General features: G+C 61.9%; 18 protein-coding genes and 4 pseudogenes. 12 read left to right on the plus strand and 10 right to left on the minus strand.

The features are described from left to right. Positions 1-476: 476 nt before the first annotated feature. On the minus strand, positions 477-668 hold the full coding sequence (locus OIT41_RS20505; protein WP_264638146.1) for a Flp family type IVb pilin: 192 nt from the start codon (positions 666-668) through the stop codon (positions 477-479). 1001 nt (positions 669-1669) lie between these two features. Between OIT41_RS20505 and OIT41_RS20510 the strand changes: the two genes are divergently transcribed. Beyond that, positions 1670-2269 (plus strand): helix-turn-helix domain-containing protein, encoded by a 600-nt coding sequence (locus tag OIT41_RS20510; protein WP_264638147.1) that lies wholly within the window; start codon positions 1670-1672, stop codon positions 2267-2269. A 37-nt stretch (positions 2270-2306) separates the two neighbouring features. On the opposite strand, the gene OIT41_RS20515 is transcribed toward OIT41_RS20510, so the two are convergent. Next, entirely contained in the window at positions 2307-3581 is a 1275-nt protein-coding gene (locus OIT41_RS20515) for an ABC transporter permease (RefSeq protein ID WP_264638148.1), read from the minus strand. Next, positions 3582-4511, minus strand: coding sequence for an ABC transporter ATP-binding protein (locus tag OIT41_RS20520; RefSeq protein WP_264638149.1), 930 nt, complete (start codon positions 4509-4511; stop codon positions 3582-3584). It abuts the gene before it with no gap. 677 nt (positions 4512-5188) lie between these two features. Between OIT41_RS20520 and OIT41_RS20525 the strand changes: the two genes are divergently transcribed. From OIT41_RS20525 to OIT41_RS20545, 5 genes are all read left to right on the plus strand, one after another. Next, positions 5189-5809 (plus strand): signal peptidase I, encoded by a 621-nt coding sequence (locus OIT41_RS20525; RefSeq protein WP_264638150.1) that lies wholly within the window; start codon positions 5189-5191, stop codon positions 5807-5809. Positions 5810-5854: 45 nt separating this feature from the next. Next, positions 5855-6529 carry a CalY family protein gene (locus OIT41_RS20530; RefSeq protein WP_264638151.1) on the plus strand — a complete coding sequence of 225 codons (675 nt, stop codon included), beginning with the start codon at positions 5855-5857 and terminating at the stop codon, positions 6527-6529. A gap of 6 nt (positions 6530-6535) precedes the next feature. Next, positions 6536-7129 carry a hypothetical protein gene (locus tag OIT41_RS20535; protein ID WP_264638152.1) on the plus strand — a complete coding sequence of 198 codons (594 nt, stop codon included), beginning with the start codon at positions 6536-6538 and terminating at the stop codon, positions 7127-7129. A gap of 62 nt (positions 7130-7191) precedes the next feature. Then, positions 7192-7644 (plus strand): Hpt domain-containing protein, encoded by a 453-nt coding sequence (locus tag OIT41_RS20540; RefSeq protein ID WP_264638153.1) that lies wholly within the window; start codon positions 7192-7194, stop codon positions 7642-7644. Positions 7645-7693: 49 nt separating this feature from the next. Further along, on the plus strand, positions 7694-8110 hold the full coding sequence (locus tag OIT41_RS20545; RefSeq protein ID WP_264638154.1) for a hypothetical protein: 417 nt from the start codon (positions 7694-7696) through the stop codon (positions 8108-8110). A 206-nt stretch (positions 8111-8316) separates the two neighbouring features. Here the strand turns inward: OIT41_RS20545 and OIT41_RS20550 are convergent, their stop codons facing one another. From OIT41_RS20550 to istA, 3 genes and pseudogenes are all read right to left on the minus strand, one after another. Beyond that, the gene (locus tag OIT41_RS20550; RefSeq protein ID WP_264638155.1) at positions 8317-8652 is read right to left on the minus strand and encodes a hypothetical protein; all 336 of its coding nucleotides are present in this window, start codon (positions 8650-8652) and stop codon (positions 8317-8319) included. 220 nt (positions 8653-8872) lie between these two features. Further along, positions 8873-9713, minus strand: a pseudogene (istB, locus tag OIT41_RS20555) (IS21-like element helper ATPase IstB). After that, positions 9710-11386 (minus strand): annotated as a pseudogene (gene istA, locus OIT41_RS20560) (IS21 family transposase). Before istA ends, istB begins: the two co-directional pseudogenes overlap by 4 nt. Before the next feature lie 243 nt (positions 11387-11629). On the opposite strand from istA, the gene OIT41_RS20565 reads away from it, so the two are divergent. After that, positions 11630-12175: a DUF3800 domain-containing protein gene (locus OIT41_RS20565; RefSeq protein WP_264638156.1), complete on the plus strand. Its 546-nt coding sequence runs from the start codon at positions 11630-11632 to the stop codon at positions 12173-12175. Positions 12176-12773: 598 nt separating this feature from the next. Here the strand turns inward: OIT41_RS20565 and OIT41_RS20570 are convergent. Further along, positions 12774-12917, minus strand: a complete 144-nt coding sequence (locus OIT41_RS20570) for a hypothetical protein (protein ID WP_264638157.1) — start codon at positions 12915-12917, stop codon at positions 12774-12776. 101 nt (positions 12918-13018) lie between these two features. Then, positions 13019-13165 (minus strand): annotated as a pseudogene (locus tag OIT41_RS20575) (helix-turn-helix domain-containing protein); the annotation flags it as partial. On the opposite strand from OIT41_RS20575, the pseudogene OIT41_RS21050 reads away from it, so the two are divergent. The 4 genes and pseudogenes from OIT41_RS21050 to OIT41_RS20590 form a co-directional block, all read left to right on the plus strand. Then, a pseudogene (locus OIT41_RS21050) lies at positions 13165-13327 on the plus strand (recombinase family protein); the annotation flags it as partial. The pseudogenes OIT41_RS20575 and OIT41_RS21050 overlap by 1 nt on opposite strands. 22 nt (positions 13328-13349) lie before the next feature. Continuing rightward, complete coding sequence (locus OIT41_RS21055; protein WP_413542344.1) at positions 13350-14177, plus strand: RHS repeat-associated core domain-containing protein; 828 nt, start codon at positions 13350-13352, stop codon at positions 14175-14177. Between the two features lie 454 nt (positions 14178-14631). Next, positions 14632-15204: a recombinase family protein gene (locus OIT41_RS20585; RefSeq protein ID WP_264638158.1), complete on the plus strand. Its 573-nt coding sequence runs from the start codon at positions 14632-14634 to the stop codon at positions 15202-15204. A 420-nt stretch (positions 15205-15624) separates the two neighbouring features. Next, positions 15625-16158, plus strand: coding sequence for a hypothetical protein (locus OIT41_RS20590; protein WP_264638159.1), 534 nt, complete (start codon positions 15625-15627; stop codon positions 16156-16158). 626 nt (positions 16159-16784) lie between these two features. On the opposite strand, the gene OIT41_RS20595 is transcribed toward OIT41_RS20590, so the two are convergent. After that, complete coding sequence (locus OIT41_RS20595; protein WP_264638160.1) at positions 16785-17087, minus strand: DUF4193 domain-containing protein; 303 nt, start codon at positions 17085-17087, stop codon at positions 16785-16787. Between the two features lie 626 nt (positions 17088-17713). Between OIT41_RS20595 and OIT41_RS20600 the strand changes: the two genes are divergently transcribed. Beyond that, positions 17714-19585, plus strand: a complete 1872-nt coding sequence (locus tag OIT41_RS20600; protein ID WP_264638161.1) for a hypothetical protein — start codon at positions 17714-17716, stop codon at positions 19583-19585. A gap of 389 nt (positions 19586-19974) precedes the next feature. Here the strand turns inward: OIT41_RS20600 and OIT41_RS20605 are convergent, their stop codons facing one another. Then, positions 19975-20292 (minus strand): hypothetical protein, encoded by a 318-nt coding sequence (locus OIT41_RS20605; RefSeq protein ID WP_264638162.1) that lies wholly within the window; start codon positions 20290-20292, stop codon positions 19975-19977. Positions 20293-20321 lie beyond the last annotated feature (29 nt).

A 20321-nucleotide genomic window follows, 5' to 3' on the forward strand; every position in this document is an offset into this window, starting at 1 on the left:
GAGTAGTGGTTGCCCCTGTGGTGTCCCGTGATCATTGGTGAGCAGGCTTTGGGGCTCGGCCGGCGGGGCCGGTCGTCAGCGGTCAAACGTTGCCGGGAGCTTCCCGGGCCCGTGGACCCCTTGGTGGATGTTGGCGGGGGTTGCGACCTGAAAGCCCTGTTATGGCATTGACTCGATAATGGAAATGCCCAGGAGCGTTGTCTGCGTTGGCGGACCTGTGGCTCCGATCCTCAGCACCGCTCCCGGGCATTTCTTCGACCCTCGGTAGGGCCGGTTTGGTAGTTGTAAACGCTGTTTTCATCCGACCATCACGAGTGGTCACCATCCGGACAATAACCGGTGTGGCTACGAGGGCCACCAAACCGCCATTTCCAAACTGCAGTGGCATTCCTCTATGGATTTTGCCGTGTTTTACATCTGCTGATGGAATTGTGGTTGCGACTATTGCCTTGATATTTCAATACTGCCGCTGGCGGTCAGAGGCTGTTTGAAACGGTGGTGAACGCCGTGTGGATCTGGGTGCCGAGGGTGACGACGGTGCCCACGATCACAGCGGCAATCAGGGCGACAAGGAGGCCGTATTCAACGGCTGTTGCACCCTTTTCGGAATTGAGCTTGTCTTTGATGCCGGCGATGAATGCGAGGGTGTGGATCATGAGAGATGACATTGGAAAAACCTTCCCAGATAGGTGAATTTAGGTTACGGAATCCTGCCGCTCGCATATCCCGTTTAGCGGATCGGATTTCGATAGGACAAGAATTGCCCACGCGATAGTTAACTGGCAACGCGAAACGGTACTCGTCTTTTTCGTCAAGGAGGGGGACGACTACTCGAAAGGCCAGCGGGCAGTACTTGCTTCCTTTGATTAGCCACTACCTAGGGGGAGGCGTTCGATGGTCGATGGGGAACAAGAGGAACCCCGGGGAACGCCCGGGCCTCGCGCATCGGGCAGGAACGGGCTCAGGGCCGGCGGGGGCCGGAAATTGCGCAGCCATGCGGCTTACGGTGGCTCAATTCCGGGAATTTCGGGGCGCAACATCAGCACCGTGATCATCTGCTCACCAAAAAACCCATCAGACCCTCGCAGAACAGCTTGCACAGTCCGTGGCAGCCCAAGTAACCCAAGTACATCCTGAGTGGTGCGGCGGGCCTCAGATCGCCTTGTTGCGAGGGCGCCCGGGAAAATTCTTTAAGAATCAGGTGCCCTGGACGTGATTTATGCTGCCGGGATCAGTGTGCAGGTGCGCGGTCCTGTCCTGAACGCGGTACCGCAGGGGGGCAGGGGTGGGCGAAAGAGGGATTTGACTGCTGTGCCGGGACGCTCCAGAGTTCGACTCCCCTCTCTCGCGGAGTGCAGAACAGCGTGCCGGACGTCCGGGAATCCGAGAGCTGCGCAAGCGCGGCAACCTTTCATGGGCTCCCAGGCCGACCGCTCATCGTCCTGCCGAATCCACAATTGCGGGCCTCTCATTTCCCGTCTTGTAACACCGGACCTTTGAACGGGCTGACACCCGCTCATGCCGCCGCATAAAGCCCTGGTTCACCAGTCGATCGATTTTTCAGGCTGTTGCCAAAGTCTTCCGTCCCCGGCGTTTTCAGGCTCCCTTGCCAAGCCCGACCGTGGGATATTAGCTCTTGAAGCACCGTGATGCCAGAAAGGGAGTCGGGATGGACGCTGGAGCGCCGCCATGGGAGGCGCCGTTGACCTTGCGGCAGGCTGCCCAGCGGGCAGGACAGGACGTACGGGTATTCAAGGCCTTGGCCGACGATCTCAACGGCGGGGAGGGGGATCTTCGCCTCCCGGGAAACCGTGGTGCAGCCCGCTATGACCCGGAACGGCTCCGCCGATGGCTCAAGGACCGGGAAGCCCCCCAGGAATCCCCGGACGCTGATGCGGTGCAGATCACGGCTTCCTGGGACGGTGCGCAGTGGACGGTCCGGGACGGGGAGAGCGGTGCGAGTGTCACGCGCCCGCGTTTGATGGGCGCCCAACGCTACCTGGCGGCCCGGCTCGCCCAGGCTCTCGGCCGGGACCGCATACAGTTCGACGTCGTTTACGAAGCCGATCGCCCTGACGTGCTCTCGTGGGCAGAGGCTGAGTCTCTGAAGGTCCGCGCCGACGCGCTGTTGAATGAAGCCGGGAGACTGCGTCTGGAAGCGATCCAGGGGCTCATGAACGAAGGCATGACCCCTCCGGAAATCGCCGAGGTGTTCGGTGTTTCTTACCAGCGCATCCAGCAGATCCTGGCCAACGCGAGACGGAAATGAACGTTTCGGGCTCTCGGCACGGGCGGCAGGGAAGGACCTAGGTGTTCCTTTCCCCGAGTTCCGGTGGGCGGTGGCGGAGGGTTTTGGTGATGGAGAGTTTGCTGGAGTACTGGATGGATCCGTACCGGAAGAGGTGGACGGCCAGGCGAAGGACGAGGATGCCGAGGATGAACAGTTCGGCGATGACGATGATCGCTTCCGCGGTGGAGAGTGTTCCGAAGCCGTTGCGGAGCATGGCTGTCACCGGGGCCGAGAGCGGGAAGTAGGTGAAGGCCTGGACGGCGGCGGAGTGCGGGTCGGACAGGATCAGGCTGATCGCGTAGAACGGGACGAAGATCAGGGCCATGAGCGGGCCGAAAACGACCCCGGCTTCCTTGGCGGTGGGCATGACCGCGCCGATTGCGACGAGGACGGCCGTGAACAGGGTGAAGCCGCCCAGCAGAAGCAGGGCTCCGGTAATCAGCGGCCCGGGTTCGAAAACCAGGGAGCTCAGGTCAACGTCAGGCAGGGCGAGCCGGTCCCGGAAGAACGCGTAGCCGATAACAATGGGGGTAAGGAACACCGCGATCTGGACGAGCCCTACGAGGAACAGCGAGATGATCTTCCCGACGATCAGGGTCGTCGGGTTCAGGGTCGTGAGGATCATCTCGGTGACCCGGTTTTCCTTCTCCTCCAGGGTGCTGTTGAGCATCTGGCTGGAGAGCAGGATGAGGCTGACGTAGAAGACGAGCAGAAACATTAAGGGCGGGATGACCGTGCCGAGACCGCCGGAGACCTGGCCGTTGCGGAACGTTTCGGTGTTGACGGTGACGTTCCCGCCGACGGCGGCGCTCAGTTCCGGTGACCCGATTTTGTATGCCGCGGCGAGGGTGAGGAGCTGCTTGGCGACGGCTTCGTAGGTGTTGTTGGCGAAGATGCCCTTGTCGGCGCCGTAGACCTTCACGGGTTCCTTGGCGGGGTTCGCCGGGTAGGCGAAGTAGGCGTCGATCCGGCCGGCTTTGACCTCGTCCAGGGCAGTGCCCGGGTCGGTGGCTTTCCTGCCGCCCATCGCTGTGGCGGCCGCTTCGGGGATGATCCCTGATGCGTCGGTGTAGGTGAAGGTCAGGGCAGTGTTTTTCTGCGCTTCGGCGGTGGCGCGGGTGGAGGAGTTGCTGGCGAAGACCAGGCCGAAGATGATGGCCATGACAACGGGGATCGCGAGGGTGGCGATCCAGAACCGCCGTTTCTTGATCGTGCGGATGAACTCGAAGCTGACGACGGTCCCGAGGTTGTGCCGGCCCAGCAGAGACGTCTTGGGTGATGTTGTGGTCATTCAGGCTCCCGCCGTCTCTTTGGCGCCATAGACGCGGATGAAGATTTCCTCCAGGGAGACCCGCGCGGTGGTGAAGCTGCGGACGCCCACGCCGGCGTTGATCAGCTCCCGCAGCACCGCAGTCTCATCCGCGCCGTGCCGCGGGGCCAGGTCCGCGCTGCCCTCACCGCCGGCCGTGATCTCGTACAGCTCCGAGGCCGGGAGGACACCGGTGAAGGTAATCCGGTAGATGGTGCCGCCGAATTGTTCCTGAACCTCGGAAACAGTGCCGTAGGCGCGGGAGGTTCCGTCCTTGAGCAGGATCACCCGGTCGCAGAGCCGTTCCACTTCCTCCATCTGGTGGGTGACCATGATGACGGTGGAACCGGCGAGTTTCTGCTCCTCGATGATGTCCATCAGCAGCCGCCGGTTCACCGGATCAAAACCCTTGGTGGGCTCGTCCAAAATCAGCAGTTCGGGCTCGTTCATGATGGTCACGCCCAGCTGGATCTTCTGCTGCTCCCCGCCGGAGAGCCTGTCCAGCCTGGTCCCGGCCTTGTCCGCCAGCCCCACCCGCTCCAGATACTCCAGCGACCATGCACGGGCCCGGGCTTTGCCGAGTCCTTTGAGCCGGCCGAAATAGACCATGACATCCAGGACCTGTTCCTTCTTGTACAGGCCGCGCTCTTCCGGAAGGTACCCGAGCCGGATCCCATCGCGGGGCTCGAACGACTTCCCGCCGATATGCAGCGTCCCGGCCGTGGGCTGGTAGATGCCCAGGAGAGCACGCAGTGTGGTCGTTTTGCCCGAGCCATTGCTCCCCAGGAACCCGAAGGTCTCCCCGGCCCTCACATCGAAGGACAGGTCCTTGATGACCTTCGTGTCCCCGAAGTCCATCCTGAAATCTTTGATATGCACCAACGGCTCAACAGCCGCGCCCCCCGCAGTCATGCCACCACTCTAACCACCCGGGAAGCCTGGAACTCTAAGGACTGCCCGACCGCGTTTTGTCGCTGGTTGATTAGGACGTATCCGGTCGAGCGTGCACCTTGGCCGGATATCACTGAAGACTCGAGCGGAGAATGGTCCCGGCCTGCGCGAAGACGGTTAGCAGCACGAAAGCGGTGACGCCGGAGGTGGCTCAAGGAGGAGATACCGTCGATGCTCACGCATCACAACGACTTTGGACGCTTCAATCCGCGCTAAGGAACCGGGAGGTCCTCGATGCTTAAAACAATTCCGGGACATGGGTGGTTCGGTTGCCGTTCAAGCTGCGGTTCCGGAGCCATGACTCCCATACATAGTGCGCGGGCGCTTTGTTAAAGGGTGGAGGATCTGCGGGAATCCGGGTGGAGTTCGATATTCCGACCGTAGACATTCCCCGATTCAAGCAACGTACCAGGGGATTCCCAGGCATGAACTTGACCCGCATTACTTGCTGCCGCACACTGACCGCTCGAGTTCTTCCAGCCAAAAATGCGGCGTCTTAAGTTTTGCTCAAGATTGGCTTAAGTCTTGAGGAAGAATCCAAAACAAACCTTAGTTGAATCTTTAAGCTTTCTTGATGTGGGCCCGGCAAAGTGGATCTTGTTCCGCTATACGGTCTCAAACGAAACGGAAACGCCCCGATGGACAGCTCACTCAGCTCTGGCATCGGTTCCCGCCTGGGGGCGAGGACCCGCCAACGCTCTTCTGCACGCCGCATGCTCCGCCTGATCATGACGACCGTCTCGACGCTCGCGACGCTGGCCTTCCTTGCCGTCGGTATCGTTGCCCCGCTGCTGCACATCGGGTTCTCTCCCGTCCTGACCGGCAGCATGCGCCCCGCCTATGCACCCGGTGATCTGCTCATCACGGCACCTGCCGACGTGAGCAGTCTTCGCCCGGGCCAGATCGCCGTTTTCACACCCCCGGGTGAAAGCACCCCGTTCGCCCACCGCATCACCGCGATCTCCGGCACGCCGTCGAAGCCGGTCCTCACCACCAAGGGTGACGCCAACCCGGCCCCGGACAATTGGAAGGCCGTTCTGGACCAGTCCCAGGTACCGGTCGTCGTCGCCGTCGTTCCCTCCGTGGGAAGCGTCCTGCTGTGGATCGAGAACCCCCTGCAGAGGGCCCTCCTGACGGCCTTGTTCGGCCTGACCGTCACCGGGTCAGCTGTCTGGTGGATCCTCCGAAGCACCCCGGCCTCATCGACACGCCGCAAATCCGGCACCTCCGGCCGACGCAGCGCCATCCCGGCGCACTAGAACCACTAAACCCATCCCGCACCACCCTCCTCCAAAGGATCCGTCATGTCTGCAGCCACAGCCCGCCGTGCCGCCCGCTCCACCCGCCGCCCCACCCCTGCCGTGTTCGCCGCCTGCGCCGTAGCTGCAGCCGGCCTGGCAATCACCGGAGGCGGCGTGTTCGCCGCCCTGAACGCCACCGCCTCGAACGCCACCGCCCAGAATGCCACCTCCGGCACCCTGAGCCTGACCATGGCAAACAATGGAGTCGGGTTCGGCCAGTCGGTCTCCAACCTGGCCCCCGGCGACATCGTGAACCGCTACGTCAACCTCACCCAGGGCGCCACCATGGACGGCAAGGCCCTGACACTGGCGGTTGCCGAAGCCACCCCGAGCAAGCTCACCACCGACGCCACCAAGGGACTGCACGTCACCGTCACCCAGTGCTCGGGCACCTGGACCACCACCGGGGCCGGAGCCTGCACAGGTACCGGAGCGACCACCACCGTCCTGGCGACAAACGTGCCGCTAAACACCCTCCTGACCACGCCCTCGACACTGGTTTCCGGTGCCGTCACCGCCGGGTCCACCCTTAACCTCCAGGTCTCCCTCACCCTGCCTGACCAGCTCGAAACCACCACCAACGGAACGCCCCCCGCCAGCACAATCCAGGGCCTGTCCTCGTCACTGACCTGGACCTTCGGCGAAAACCAGCGGACGTCCACGACCACCGGAAGCTAACAACAGGTGAACGTGCACCACTACCCCGGCAGGACCGCAGCCGCCATCGCGGCCGCGGTCCTGCTGGCGTGCACGTCCACACCTGCCCAGGCCGCCACCACAGCCACCGCATCCACCGCGGCCCAGCAGACCGTTGGCAGCGGCAGCTGGGGAGCCGTCGCAACCGTGAACACCACCGCCCCGTACGGCCCGCTGACCCTTACGTTCAACAACAACGGCAACCCAGCACACCCCTCGTTCACGTCCCGGTACTTCACCATCGCCAACACCGGCACCCTAACCATCACCGCGGCAAACTACACGGGAACGGCTTCGGCCCCGTCCACCGTGCAGTTCATTGTCGAATCCTGCAGTACCGCCTGGAATGAACCCACAGACACCTGCCCCGGGACACCGACGCAGATCCTGGCACCTGCTCCGGGATCCTCCTCTTCCACTGTGACCACCACGACGGTCCCGGCGAGCCCCGGCGCCCAGATCCGGCTCCGGGCACGGGTCTCAACCAGCGGCAACGTCCCTAAGTCATCCACATCGACGCTTACGATCGGCATTACTGTGGACAGCACCCAGGTCCGGGACGCGACGACCACCGGCGGATAACTCCGCGATATCTGAACTCCGCAGCCTCATCAAAGGGCACGAACTCCAAACAGGAGGAGAACATGGCAGTCCCGACCTCCGGGATCATCTTCCACCCCGGCGCCCTGCTCGACATCGCAGATCATATGGACGGCCCCACCGTTCCCCGGCAGTATGCGCTGACCTTTCTGGAAATGCTCCAGACGCGCATCAACCGCATCCTCGCCACCATCGGCAACAATGACGCCATGGACGCCATGGACGCCGTGCTCAGCCTCAAAGTCAGTTCCCACATGGTCGGAGCCCTCTCGATGGAGAGCATCTGTGCCGGACTTGAACGAAACATCCTTAACAACGACATGGCGGCCGCAGCCCACAATGCCCGTGTCCTCCCGGATACCATCGATATCCTCGCAACAGCCATCACGGAGTTCCTCTCCCACGCACTCAACGAACCGCCGTCAGCCCGGTGGTCGCCCACGGCGACGCGTCCCGCAGCGCAAGCACCCTGCCGGTCCGTTCACCCGCACCCGTAACAGACACCCAGGCATTTTAGGATCGAAGCAAGGGAAGGAATCGCCGCCCGTGCCCACGACAAGCGACCCCGGCCGGTTCAACCCTGCACTACGAAACCGGGCAACCATTCTGGACAAGAGCCGTGTCGACGATCTTGCCGACGAGTTCGGCTCCCAAGAGGACGTTATGGACTTCATCGTCTGCTTGCTGGACTCTCTCCACGCCCAGTCCAGGGACTTCGGCCAGGCCCTGGACCGCGAGGATCTCGTCCTGGCCCGGGAAGCCGCTGTCACCCTGGCAGCCGAGGCAGCCAAGACCGGCGCCCGACAGCTCGAACACGACGTGCGACTGATCGAAGCCGCTCTCCGCGCCGGACGCATCGAGCGGGCACGAAAGCTCAGGCACCGCATCGACCATGACCTAGTAGCCGTGAACGAAGCCCTCCCCGCCATCCTTCCCGGCCCCGGAATTCAGCCGGACCAATAAACGACCGCACCCTCAGCACGGAAAGGGCCGATCGGGACTGTAAGAAAAACGGTGTATCGGGCGGTGATTCTGTCAACTATTTCTGGCCCCGGCTGGACGGCTATAAACGGCCCCACTATGTGGCTGACCGGAGTCGAAGTTTTTTCGCCGTCCTGTTGGGTCGCTGCCCGCAACGTGGATCCGTCGGGGTGTGGAGCTGGTCCGCCCTAGCGAAGAGTTGGTTCCAGGGGGACGGTCCCGTTGATGGTCGCGATGTAGATGGCCATGAAAACGTATCCGAGAACGTAGATCAGCGTATAGGGCCACCTCGTTTTGCCTTGGGCATCGGGAGGAAGAGCCCTGCGTCCGTCGTTGCTGGCGAGCCTGGTCCGCAGGTCCATGACTTTGATGCGATATAGGAATAGCGACGATAAAAGGAGCGCTGCCGCGATGAAGGCCAGCGCGGGTATTCCGATGAAATTGGTCGTCAGGGGAAGAACGATCGCCAGGAGACAGAGGCCTGCGTTGCAGAAGAGGTTGAACACGCCGAGGTTTCTGTCCATCCGCGACCCCCTCTTCACGGGAAACCTGTACCGTCCCCAATAAGACCCAGCCAAGCCGACAAACGCAACAAAAACATATATCAGGATTCTATTCACGGGCGGTAATTTCTCGAGAGGTTACAGGCGTCGTGGAACGGACGCACCATTGTGTTTGGTTGAACGGCGGCCAGTGCGCCATGAGTGCGCATTGTGGAAGAGAATATCGTGAAGCCGACACTCGTCACGTGAGGCGTTGCTTGGTGTGGGCGAGACGGTAGGAGTCGGTGCCGGTTTCGATGATGGCGCCGTTGAAGGTGAGCCGGTCAACAATGGCGGCACAGAGCCTGGGGTCGGTGAAGGTTTTGGTCCAGCCGGAGAAGGATTCGTTGGAGGCGATGGCGATGGAGTTCTTCTCCTCACGCTCGGTGAGGACCTGGAAGAGGAGTTCCGCTCCACGCCTGTCCAGTTCCATATAGCCCACCTCTCGTCGATGCACAGCAGATCGACCCGCCCGTATCTGGCGATGGTCTTGGCCAGGACCTTCTCATCGGCGGCTTCGACTAGTTCGTTCACGAGCCGGGTGGCGAGGGTGCATTTGACACGGTAGCCCTGTTCCGCGGCCGCGGTTCCTAGCCCGATGAGTAGGTGGGATTTGCCCGTGCCGGAGTCTCCCATCAGACACAGGGGTGCGCTTTTGCGGATCCAGTCCCCGGTGGCCAGGGTGTGGATGGTGGCGGGGTTGATGTTCGGGTTCGCGTCGAAATCGAAATCCCCGAGCCACTTGTTTCTTGGAAAGTTGGCGGCTTTTTGTTTCTTGGAAAGTTGGCGGCTTTGACCCGGCGGATCGAAGAGCGCCGGTCCCGGTCATCGCACTCCGCCAGCAGCAGCTCGGCGAGGAAGCCCTGGTAGCTCAGTTGTTCTTTCCCGGCGACGGTCAGGGCTTCGTCGAGAACCGCCCTGACCGTGGGCAGGCGCAGCCGGCGGCATGCCTGGTCCACGGCCGCGACGGCGGCCTGCTCGGTCAGGCCGCGCCGCCGGCGCAGGGTCGGGGTAATGGTCGTGGCCGGTGCGGTGGGGCTCATGAGATGTTCTCCTTCGGCTCGGTTCCTGCGGGGTGTTCGGTGCGTTTGGCCAGCAACTCGTCATAGGCCCTGACGGACGGCAAGGGCCGGGTATCCCAGGGCAGCCCGGCGATGACCGCTGCCGGATCCATCAGCCGGCGCTGGGTCAGGCTGACAACTCGTTGCACTTTCGTCTCGGCATGAGCACCGTGATGACGGTCCGAACCGGACCCACCCACCGCCGAATCGCTGGCGTGTCTGCGTGCCTCGACAGCGACGACATCGGCGCTGACCGCGCCCACGCCCAGTGCCGCGGTGATCCCTGCCTCGATGTCTGCTGCGTCCATGGACCGGTGGAGCAGCAGGACATCGATCAGTTCACGGGTCCCCTCGGCGTCGCCGTTGACCCTGCGCGAGGCAGACCAGAAGGCTTTATGGGCGCTGGTGAACGCCCCGGACTCCCGCGCCCTGGCCAAGGCCGTGGAACCAGGCAAAGCGCCGGGCTTGGTCTTGAGGACCTCCAGGTAATGGTCCAGCTGGACCGACTGCGCGCCCTTGGCAACGATCCGCTGATGCCTGGCCACCACCGCACGGCCGTCGAACACCACAAGCTCCGACGCCCGCAAGGACACACGGACACGTCTGCCGATGAACCGTGCCGGCACGGAGTACTTCACCATCCGCACCGTAATCATCGAGGACCGGTCCACTCTCGGGTTCAGCACCAGACCGGGATCGAACTCTTCCACCGGCAACGGTGCCAGGAACGGGCGCTCGGCGGCGAAGTCCTGACCGATGGTGCGGATCCGGTCATTGATCCGCCGCCGATCGTCTTGAACCTCCCACTCCCGGATCCGGTCGTTGAGCTCCTCGAGGGACTTCGCGACAGGCATCGGGGAAAGCCTGTTGCGGCGGAACCAGCCCACCTCACCTTCGACCCTGCCTTTCTCGTGAGCCCCGGCAATACCGGGCTGGCAATAAAAGGCATCAAACGGTTAGAACGAGCGGAACAACACCCACCGGTCGTTCTCCAGGCGGTTCCGGCCCTGCCCGAACACCACGGACCTGACGGCACTGGTGAGGTTGTCATAGCGGATGTGTTTGACCGGCACGCCACCGATCTCGTTGAACGCCTCGACGTGGCCTTCCAGAAATGCTTCCTGGGCCTGGGTGGGGTAAATCCGGTGGATGGCCTTGCCGGAATGGGACAACCGGAAGATGAACATGTGGCACTTCGTCTTCACACCGTCCAACACGATCCAGACTTCTCCGAAGTCCACTTCCGCCTCCGCGCCCGGGGCGTGCTCTTGCGGGACGAACACCTCAACGCGGCGGCCGGCCTCCACATCGATCTGGGCCCGGCGGACCCGCACGTAGTCCCGCACCGTCGAATACGACAGCTCCTCCGCACCGTGCTCCTCGATGAGCCGGGCCAGGATCCTTCGGGCAGTATGGCGTTGCTTCCGCGGCGCCGTCGTGTCCTCAACCAACATGGCATCAATCGCCTGTTTGAACGGCTCTAACCGCCAGGACACCCCTAGTCTCGGTTTACGTTCCGGCGGTGCAGCTGATTCCAGAGCCTGTCTTACCGTCCTCCGGTGAACCCCGTGTCGGGCCGCCAGCGCACGAACCGACAAGTCCTCGACCCGGGCATCTCTGCGGATCCGTGCGAACAACTCCACTCTCGACTCCATCCAGACCAGCCTTCCGCCGTATCCATCCAGTGATGAATCCAACGTTGAAGGCGGGGCCACATATAACCGTCACAAGTGCCCGGCGAGTCACGAAGTGGGGCCAGAAATGACCGTCCTACCGGGGCCATTCAAACCTGTCACAGCCAGGCGGTTTCTTTTTACGACCGGACAGTTATCCGCCCCGGCACGGGAAGAGCACCTCGACGGCGCAGGTTCTTCAGGTCCTCGATTAGAGTTCAGTGGGTGAATTCGCTGATCCCGTCCGGTGCGCATGTCTTCGTCGATGAATCGAAGTCGAAGGCCTACTACGTGGCCGCCTCAGTGGTTGCGCCCGGTGATGTCGCAAGTGCTAGGCGTGCGATCGCCCTCCTGCGTCGGGCAGGGCAACGTCGGGTGCATTTCAAAAGCGAAAGCGACAGTTCCAGGAACGCGTTCCTTAACGGAGCCATCCAATCCGGTCTCCTTACCAGGCTGTATGTTGCCAGGAACCTGCCTGACAAGGTGGCCAGGCCTCTGTGCTTGGAGCGTCTGCTCGATGATCTGGTGGCAGCCGGGGCAACAAAGCTCGTGCTCGAAAGCGACGAATCTCTGGAGCAGGCAGACCGGCGGATCATCGCGCAGCACCTGAAATCCCACGATGGTGAGGGTTTGCAATACATTCACTGCAAGCCCCATGAGGAGCCTCTCCTGTGGGTCAGTGACGCCGTAGCGTGGTGCCATCAGAAAGGCGGAGATTGGATCCGCAAGGCTGCTCCGCTGGTTCAGGAAATCGTCGACTGCTCCCGTTAGAGCCGACCGCTCTCGTTAAACAACGCAGGCCCGGCTCGTCATACCATCCGGAAGACTGCCAGGCCCACTTCTCAGGGCTACTGCCCCTTGCAACATCGATGTTACCCCACGCGGGAAAGCCTGGGAAAGGCGTATGCGTTCTGTTCGGCTCCCCGAAGGTGCCAGCCTTTTGTCAGACCCCGCCGGGCCCGCTCGTGCGGCCCGAGGTCCCAGGGTTTCCGGTGGACCCGGGGGAGAGGGACGCTGTCCACAACCGGGGACAATTCTGCACAGGTTATCCACCGCTACGACTGCCGAGGGGAGCTTGCCCTATGGCTCCCGGAAATCCAGCCGTGGATAACCCGAATTGCCCCCAATCGTGGACAGGACCGGAGCGACCAGTGCGCAGCACAACGGGGGAGCGGCGGCGCCAGCCGCGTTCCAGGCGGCCATAAGCAGCTACCGCAAGCGCAAACCTCCCGATTCCGGCAGACACAGCGGGTCCATGCCAGGTACGGATCAACTGAAAGCCGGTCCGGGACCGGCATGCCCGGGACCCGCGGTGCGGTGCGGTCCGGGTTCTGGTCCTTGGACTGGTTCGGCCGGGAGCCGATGTGGGTCAGGACACGCGCCGGAAGTGACCGGGCTTGACCTGGATCAGGAGGGGTAACACCAATTGGACGGGGGCGCTCCCAACGGGCTCGTCGAGCAGCTCGTTGATCGAGCTCTGCCCTTCCAGTTCCCCGGACGCGTCCCTTTCCATGCTTGAACCCTAGCTGCGGCCGAACAGCGTTGGATCCAAGGACACACGACCCGGGGAAACGGCGTGGGGAAGTAGCAGAGGATGCGGTCTCGGAACGTGAATTAGGCGGTGAGTGCCCGGGACCGTCGATAAAACGTTGCCCGGGACATTCCGAGATCGCGGGCAACCTGGGCGGCTGGCTCGCCGCTTTCGACTAGGTGAAGAGTGCTTCGGATCTGGCTGTCCGTGATCCGGCGGGGACGGCCGCCACGTCTTCGCTGCCTTGGCCGAATTCATCCGGGAACTGATCGTCGCCGGAACCCATGAAGGCCTTGCCGCAGCGAGGGCGCGCGGACGCGTCGGTGGACGCCCCCAGCGTCGCCACACCGGACATCATCCGCGCCGCCAGGGACATGCTGCCCAACCCCGAATGCCGGGAACCCCGTCGAGCACATCGACGCGACAGGGGCCGCCCTCTACTACCAGCACGACCAATACGGCTCCACCCGGCTCCTCACCGATGCCACCGGCGTCGTCGCGGCGGCCTACACCTACGACGCCTACGGCAACCTCACCAGTAAAACCGGAGCAGCGGACACCGTCCTGCGCTGGAATGGCCAGAACCAAGACACGGACACCGGTCTCTACTACCTCCGAGCCCGCTACTACGACCCACAGACGACCCAATTCATCAGCATTGACCCCGCCAGCTCACTCACGAATGCTATCTACTCCTACGCAAGCCACAACCCGCTGAACCTCCTTGACCCCCTTGGCCTATGGGACGACAGCGACACCCAATCCGTGTTTGGGGTCGTGCTTGGCGGGCTAGGTGTTGCCGCAGGCGTCGCGGCTTTGGTGGTGGCGGCGCCAGAAATCGCCATCGGCTTGGCCGCAGGCGCCTTTGCACTTGGGGTCGGCGCTGCATTCCTCGACGGCCCCGCGTGCTTCGGAAAAGGGGAAATGCTTGCATGTGCCGGCTTCGCTCTCGGCGTGCAAGCTCTATATTCGGTGGGGGTCGTTCTTGGCAGCGGCGGCAGGATCCGAGACTTTGGCCGGAGGACTAGGAATCTTTGGCGCCGAGCTCGGCGCTGGCGGATCCGGCCTCGATCTCTTTGGGCTGGTCAAGCATGCCAGGGGAGAAGTATCGAGCGCACCTGTTGGAAAGGATCAATGCGTTGCCTAGCAAGAAACGCCAAAACTACATCACCACATGGAAGTCGCGGATGGGTGAGGAAGCAGCCGGTTTCGCCTACGACTTCCGAGTCTTCGCGTCGTTGACGGGATGGACCATGTTGACGCTCGCAGGCCTGGGTGCGATCGCAATGGTGGCGCGCGCATTTCCGCTGGCCTACGCAGCCTACGGTCTCGTTCTTCTGGCCGTCCTACCGCTAGCCTTCTTCACAATCCGCCCCCTACACAAGGCTCTTACGGTGATTAGACGGCGCTACGGGCTGCCGATCGGTATTCGCATGCCTTGGAGTGTCCTCGCCCGTACAGAGGCATTTGACAGGTGGGTTCTGGAGAATCGCCGAGGCTAACCTCCGCAGCATGAGCCCAACACATCTGGAATTCCGGATGAGGCTTTGCAACGGATTCGGGTGTCCGGTAACGATCCTTCGCAAGACACTTCAAGGCGTCATCGCAGAGTGGCGTAATCACGCGGCCAGTTTTGTAACGCTTCCCGCGTACGCGCCTACGTAACGTCCAACCCGGGTGGTGATACGTTTCGGGGATGCGAATCGGATACGGGCGTGTCTCAACACGCGATCAGCACCCCGAAGCCCAACACGACGCCCTGCGTGCGGCCGGCTGCGAGCAGATCTTCCTCGACACGGCATCCGGGAAGCTCGCACGCAGGCCCGAACTCGACAAAGCGCTCCTCTCGGCCAACCGAGGCGGTGATCAGCTTGTCGTCACCAAACTCGACCGGCTCGGGCGATCGCTGGAACACCTCATCGAGCTGTCCAACACGCTGCAGAAGCGCGGCGTTGACCTGGTGGTCCTTGACCAGGGCATCGACACGTCCACCGCCATCGGCCGGATGTTCTTTCAGATCCTCGGCTCGATCGCCGAGTTTGAACACGCACTGATGTCCGAACGGACCCGCGACGGCCTCGCTGCCGCCCGCGCCCGGGGCCGGACCGGCGGTCAGAAACCAAAACTCGGCCCCCGACAGGTCAAGCTTGCCCGCGAAATGTATGAAGAAAAAGGCCCCGACGGGAAACGTGCCCACACGGTTGAACACATCGCCCATGAATTTGGCGTCACCCGGCCCACAATCTACCGGCACCTCGCGAAACCATGAACGGTGGGCCCTGCTCGCCAAAGCAGAACGACGGCATGTCCGGGAGGCACGGCCGTTGGGTAGACACGGCCGTTGAGTAGATAAGGACTTCTGAAATGGCTCTGCGTTCCTTGCTCACAGCTGCCGAGCGTGACCAGATCCTGGCAGTGCCCACCGGAACAGAGGACCAACGTAGGCCGCAACAAGCTCCTAACAGCAGACACGGCGTGTCAGTTGGAGATCCCAGAGTCCTGATACTCAGTGTCCAGTAGCATCGATGCCGAGCACCTCGCGTTGCGCTATGAGAATTCAAGGGGCTTACTGACCACTACGTTTTAGGAGGCCCCCATCCGACTTTTCGACCGAACCGACGGTTCGTTCTTCCACCCGGCTCCCTCGGCTACGGCGGAACATTGCATAAATTTTTGGTCTAGCGTTACCGTGCCCGACGAAATCGTGGTTCAGGTCTGCGATGCGTATGCCAAGTTCCGCTCCGATGAAATCGACCGGGACATGGACGACATCATGACGAAATGGAGAACCCGTTGGGAAGCTGAGAACCCGGCACCTAAGCAACGCCATCTATCTGAATACCATGATCGATACAGGACGGAATTCGAACAGCACCGTCTTTCGGTGCTTCCGGAGGTTGTTGCAAAGCGCCCAGAACGCTTGGGCCAATACGATGCACCTCAACTCATTAGGGCTACGAAGATGCTCATTTGCCGTCCTCACTCCAAGCACTTTGGAGGAGAAGGCGACAAAGTTTTGGATGCCAAGGTCGAGCTATTCGATGAGGAATTGAGCGTCCTTGAGATCCATAAGAAGTACAGCTTGTGGGACATCAAAGCGTCGATGGAAAAGGTCTTCCCCAAAGAGCAGGACGCGCTGCTAGCTTCCCTGGCGGAACAACTGGAGGAACTCACCGGGATCCGTCAGCAATTGGTTTACCTGCGCAGCGACATGAGCGAGTAGTCGCCCACGGGGCTTGGCTTGTCCAAGCTAGCTGAGGGCTTAAGCCAAGACTGACTGGGCAGAGACGGAAGGAGGCCGGGATCCAAAGGTCCCGGCCTCCTTCCGTCTCTGCCCACGGCACACCCACCTGACTTTCCCGTTCTTGACGTGTGCAACAGCCGAACAAATACTTGAGGTCAGGCGCGCTGCGTGGCCCTGGTCGGGCCACGATGGTGGACCTTCGGCCCACGCCGGCTTGCTGTCAGGTCTCGCAGAGCTCGCCCTGACACGCTGCGCGTGCCCCCGTTACGCGGGCGTAGCCGATCAGTTTCGTCATGGGCTGCTCCGGTGTCTCGTAACTAACGGTGGATACACCGATTCAACCAGGAGCTTTCGAGACATAGTTGCAAGAATCGCCGGTCGCGGACGAATCCGCACGTCTCCGCGAAAATTGGAAGCACTGACCTTGCGGGGTCGACGGGTCGGTGAGACGTCTCGTATCCCAAGGGTTCTGAGGCACGCGAGCCTTGAGTTCCACAGTCCCCTCTTCACCCTCGGGAAGAACAGTACGGAGAGGCGTCCAAGTGGAAAGCGGTCGGTCCCGTCGGCTTCTGTGTCAGCTGCACCGTTTATCGAGGATGCTGAGATCAGCCCTCGCACTCGATGCAGTAGGCGTGGCCGTTTTTCTCCCGTGCTATCTGGGAGCGGTGGCGGACCAGGAAGCAGGAATAGCAGGTGAACTCGTCCTCGCGTTGCGGGACGACCTGGACGATCAGTTCCTGATCGATGAATTCTCCGCCGGGGATCCCGACGCTTTCCATGTCATCCGCTGTGTCCAGTTCACGGACCACACTTTGAGCGTCGGGTGCGTTCGCTGACTTGAGGGCTTCGAGGGAGTCGTTCTGCGATTCCTTGACCTCGGAGCGCAGCTCGTCGTAATCAGTTGCCACTAGGATCCATCGCCTTCCTTAATAGGGATTGTCGGAGCTGCAACGTACGGCGTCCAGACATAATTCCCCAGCGCGCAAGGCACGGCAGGTCAGCTTTCCGGGAGGGCTGCAATACGCCGCTAGACGCCCCCCGCAGCGCCGTTCTCGTCTCCTCCAAATGCGACTTTGTGCACCATCCAGTCTCAGAAATACCCAAAACACGCCGCGAGACATGACGAGCAGTAAGACGCCTTTGCGAGAGACACGCTGTCTGGTGTTCTCCGTTTGGTTACGTACGGTTGATCGCTACGGTCGGCTGGCCGGATGGTGTCTCGTAAAGCTGTAGCTTTTCAAGACATTGGATGTGATGCAGATGGTCGAGCTGCTGACCTCACTGAGGATGCACTTCCCCTAAATAAGTGTGCACTGCATAGGAATCATGTTGCGGTTCTCTGAAAGTATTCACCCAGCGCATGATTGTGGGCGCGCATAGGATTGGATCCCTCCCTCACTGGACGGGCGCAAAGGTCAACCCCTCCGCGGAGCGCCGCCGGTAAAGGTCCCCTATCGGGCGGCAAGGCTGAGTTTCCATTGGTTTGAGGATCCGGTCGGTGCCAAGATGTACCCAATCAAAGATCGGAGATGAATTGGTGCGGGTCCAGCCGACGGCAACCGTAAGCGAATGGCTTTTGTCGGTGGCGGAAGTTCTTCCGCTTCAGCATCAGGCTGTTCCCCCATACACTCTGGGTGAAGCGGTCGCCGAACTCGGCGAGTACGCTCAAGCGGTCGATGCCTCGGAGTGGAATTTGAACTCCGCAAAGAACAACCGCGCTTCCCTGCGAACTGAAATCCAGGCACAGTCTGAAGCCATCGGGGAACGGCTTGGTGCGCTAATCGCGCCTCTGCTAGATGACCTTCGCGATGACGGTGGCCAGGAGGCCGTCGTTGCAGCGGCCACTAGCTTCGGTGAGGTATGGCACTCAGAGCCAGCGGTCAGTGATGCCTTCCTTGATCTTTGCGACGCAGCGAAGGTCTTCGGGACAACCAGTCGTGCATTGCGGAAACTGTCAGCGATCATCGCCTCGCAAGTCGGCCCCGCCGCACACAGTTCCTTCTCATTGCTCAGGCACGCGGCCGACAGGCTCGTCAACACTGAGGAGGATTTGGCTCGTTGGCTCGGCACTCTTCCAGAGTCACTGACGGAAGCAGATCGGCTAAAGCTTGCCACGGGCGTCCTGGTTGCCCCACCCGCAGGTCGGATTGTTGTGTGGACGGTGTATTACCGCGCGGTTCCTTCGCGGATGCGCGAGGTTGCAGGCCAGATGACGTTCCTCCCCGCAGATTGGGCGCTTCCGAACGCTTTTGACATCGAAGGGCAGGACTTCCCGGAACGGGCCGAGTTACGCGAGATCCGTGAGGAAGTGTCTTGGCTGGACCAGGCCCATATCGAATCGCTGAAACCGGAGAACCGGCTCGCCCTCGTTCGTGTCGACCTCGGGGAAAGGCGGCTCGCCGGGGCGGTGGAGGAAGCGCGGCGCCGAATTGAAGCGGTCCTAAGCGTTGCCGTCAAGGCAGGAGGCGTCTCTTGGCAAACCGCGGGCGTGGACACAGTCCTTCTTGACGGAAAGGTTCGTAGCTCTTCACTCGGCCTAAGTATCAGCGGGGCTCCGGTTCTGGAAGATGACAGTTACGGGATGAGCGCCACGGGCGAAATCCTCAGTATCGTCGTGGATCAGCTCGGCGATGCCCTGATGAAGGGACCGATGCCCGAGCACCTCGTCGAAGCCCTGACTTCGCTTCGTGAGGCACGGATGACTGATCATCGCGACGTTCTCTTTCACGGCGCACGTCGCGTCACGCCCCGCGTAGCCACAGCGCTCGAGGACCACGCGATGGAACTCTTCGCATCGGTGTTAAAAGTACATTCGCGAACTCTGGCCATAACCCTTCAGCGCCGAGAAGCCCTCAACCAGGCAGGCCGTCGCATCGCTGAGCAACTGAGTGCACCATTGAACGAAGCATGGTCGAGCGAATACCATGAGGGTCGGCGCGAGCTCGAACGCAAAATCTGTAACTACAGCTCAGGTGGAGTCCGCCTGGTGTCCTTTGCGAAGGCTGTTTCCCTCCAAGACGAAATCCGCGCACTTCCGCTGTCCGAACTCCAGCGAGCCGACCTTGAGGATGCCCTTGCGATCTGCACTGATCCCAACCGGGAGCGTCAGTTCCTTGAAGAACTGTTGCGCGATATGGGGCTGCTCCGTGCCCGACATCGACGCGTTCGGAACGCCGTCAACCATGGCCTTCCGCTCGACGAGACGACACTAAACAGCATCCGAGAGTATGCCGATAGCACATCGGGCGCCGCGCTGAACATCGCCCTCACCTGGTTCAAGAACGGCGACCCGGGCCCGACCCTGCTCCAGCAAGAAGAGGACGCATGGACCGACCGGATGGACCGGATCAGCCGCGGCATGAGCTGGGTGACGGAGGACGCCAGGACTGGGGAAGAGGTGGGGTAAACGGGGTGGTGGTTGTCCCCGTAGCCGGCTGTGGTAATCCCCGCCCGTAACCACAGAACCCCCTAGCGCTTGAGGAGCCGGCCTCCGCCCTGGGTGACGTTCCCTGCATTGCCTGGCCCGCACACCGACTGTGTGTCGTCCCGGCTGAAAGAACCCGGCCACGACGGCGGGGGGAGTCGGCGACGGTGGCCTTGGTAGATGGGGAACTGTGCCGTTTGGTGAGTGGCTGTCTGACGAGGCTGTGCACGGCCACCGGTTCCTGGTGGTGACGTGCAGCAGTTGGTGACCTGGTGGTTGTGTGCAGGCGGTCAGGTGGTTCCTGTCGTCCAGGTGTGTGCGGGAAAAGCCCGAAGGGATATTGCTTTTGCCGTGCACAGGTGGGCGAGAGGCTACCCGTGGTGCTGCGGCTGTTCAGTCTGCTCCGGCGCCGCCGGAGTCGGCCGACTTTGGCGCGTTGCGCGCTTGCGTACACGCAGTTTCTTTTCAGGTTCGTTGAGGCCGGCGGAGCGCAGTTCGTCGGCGGTCCAGCCTGCCGTAAGTGCTGCCTGGTAGCGGCGCGCGTCCTCATCCTCGGCCGCGCCGAGTGCGTCGCGTGCGTCGGCAACTTTTTGCCGTGACTTGACCAGCTCGCGCACGGAGTCCATGCGGTTGCTAAGCCGCTGCTGCAATTCGTTTTCGATCTTCTCTGCATCAATGTGGATAGCCATGGCACACAGTCTAGCGGAGCAGTTTTTCA

This window comes from Arthrobacter sp. YA7-1, assembly GCF_025960325.1.
Lineage (GTDB): Bacteria > Actinomycetota > Actinomycetes > Actinomycetales > Micrococcaceae > Arthrobacter > Arthrobacter bambusae_A.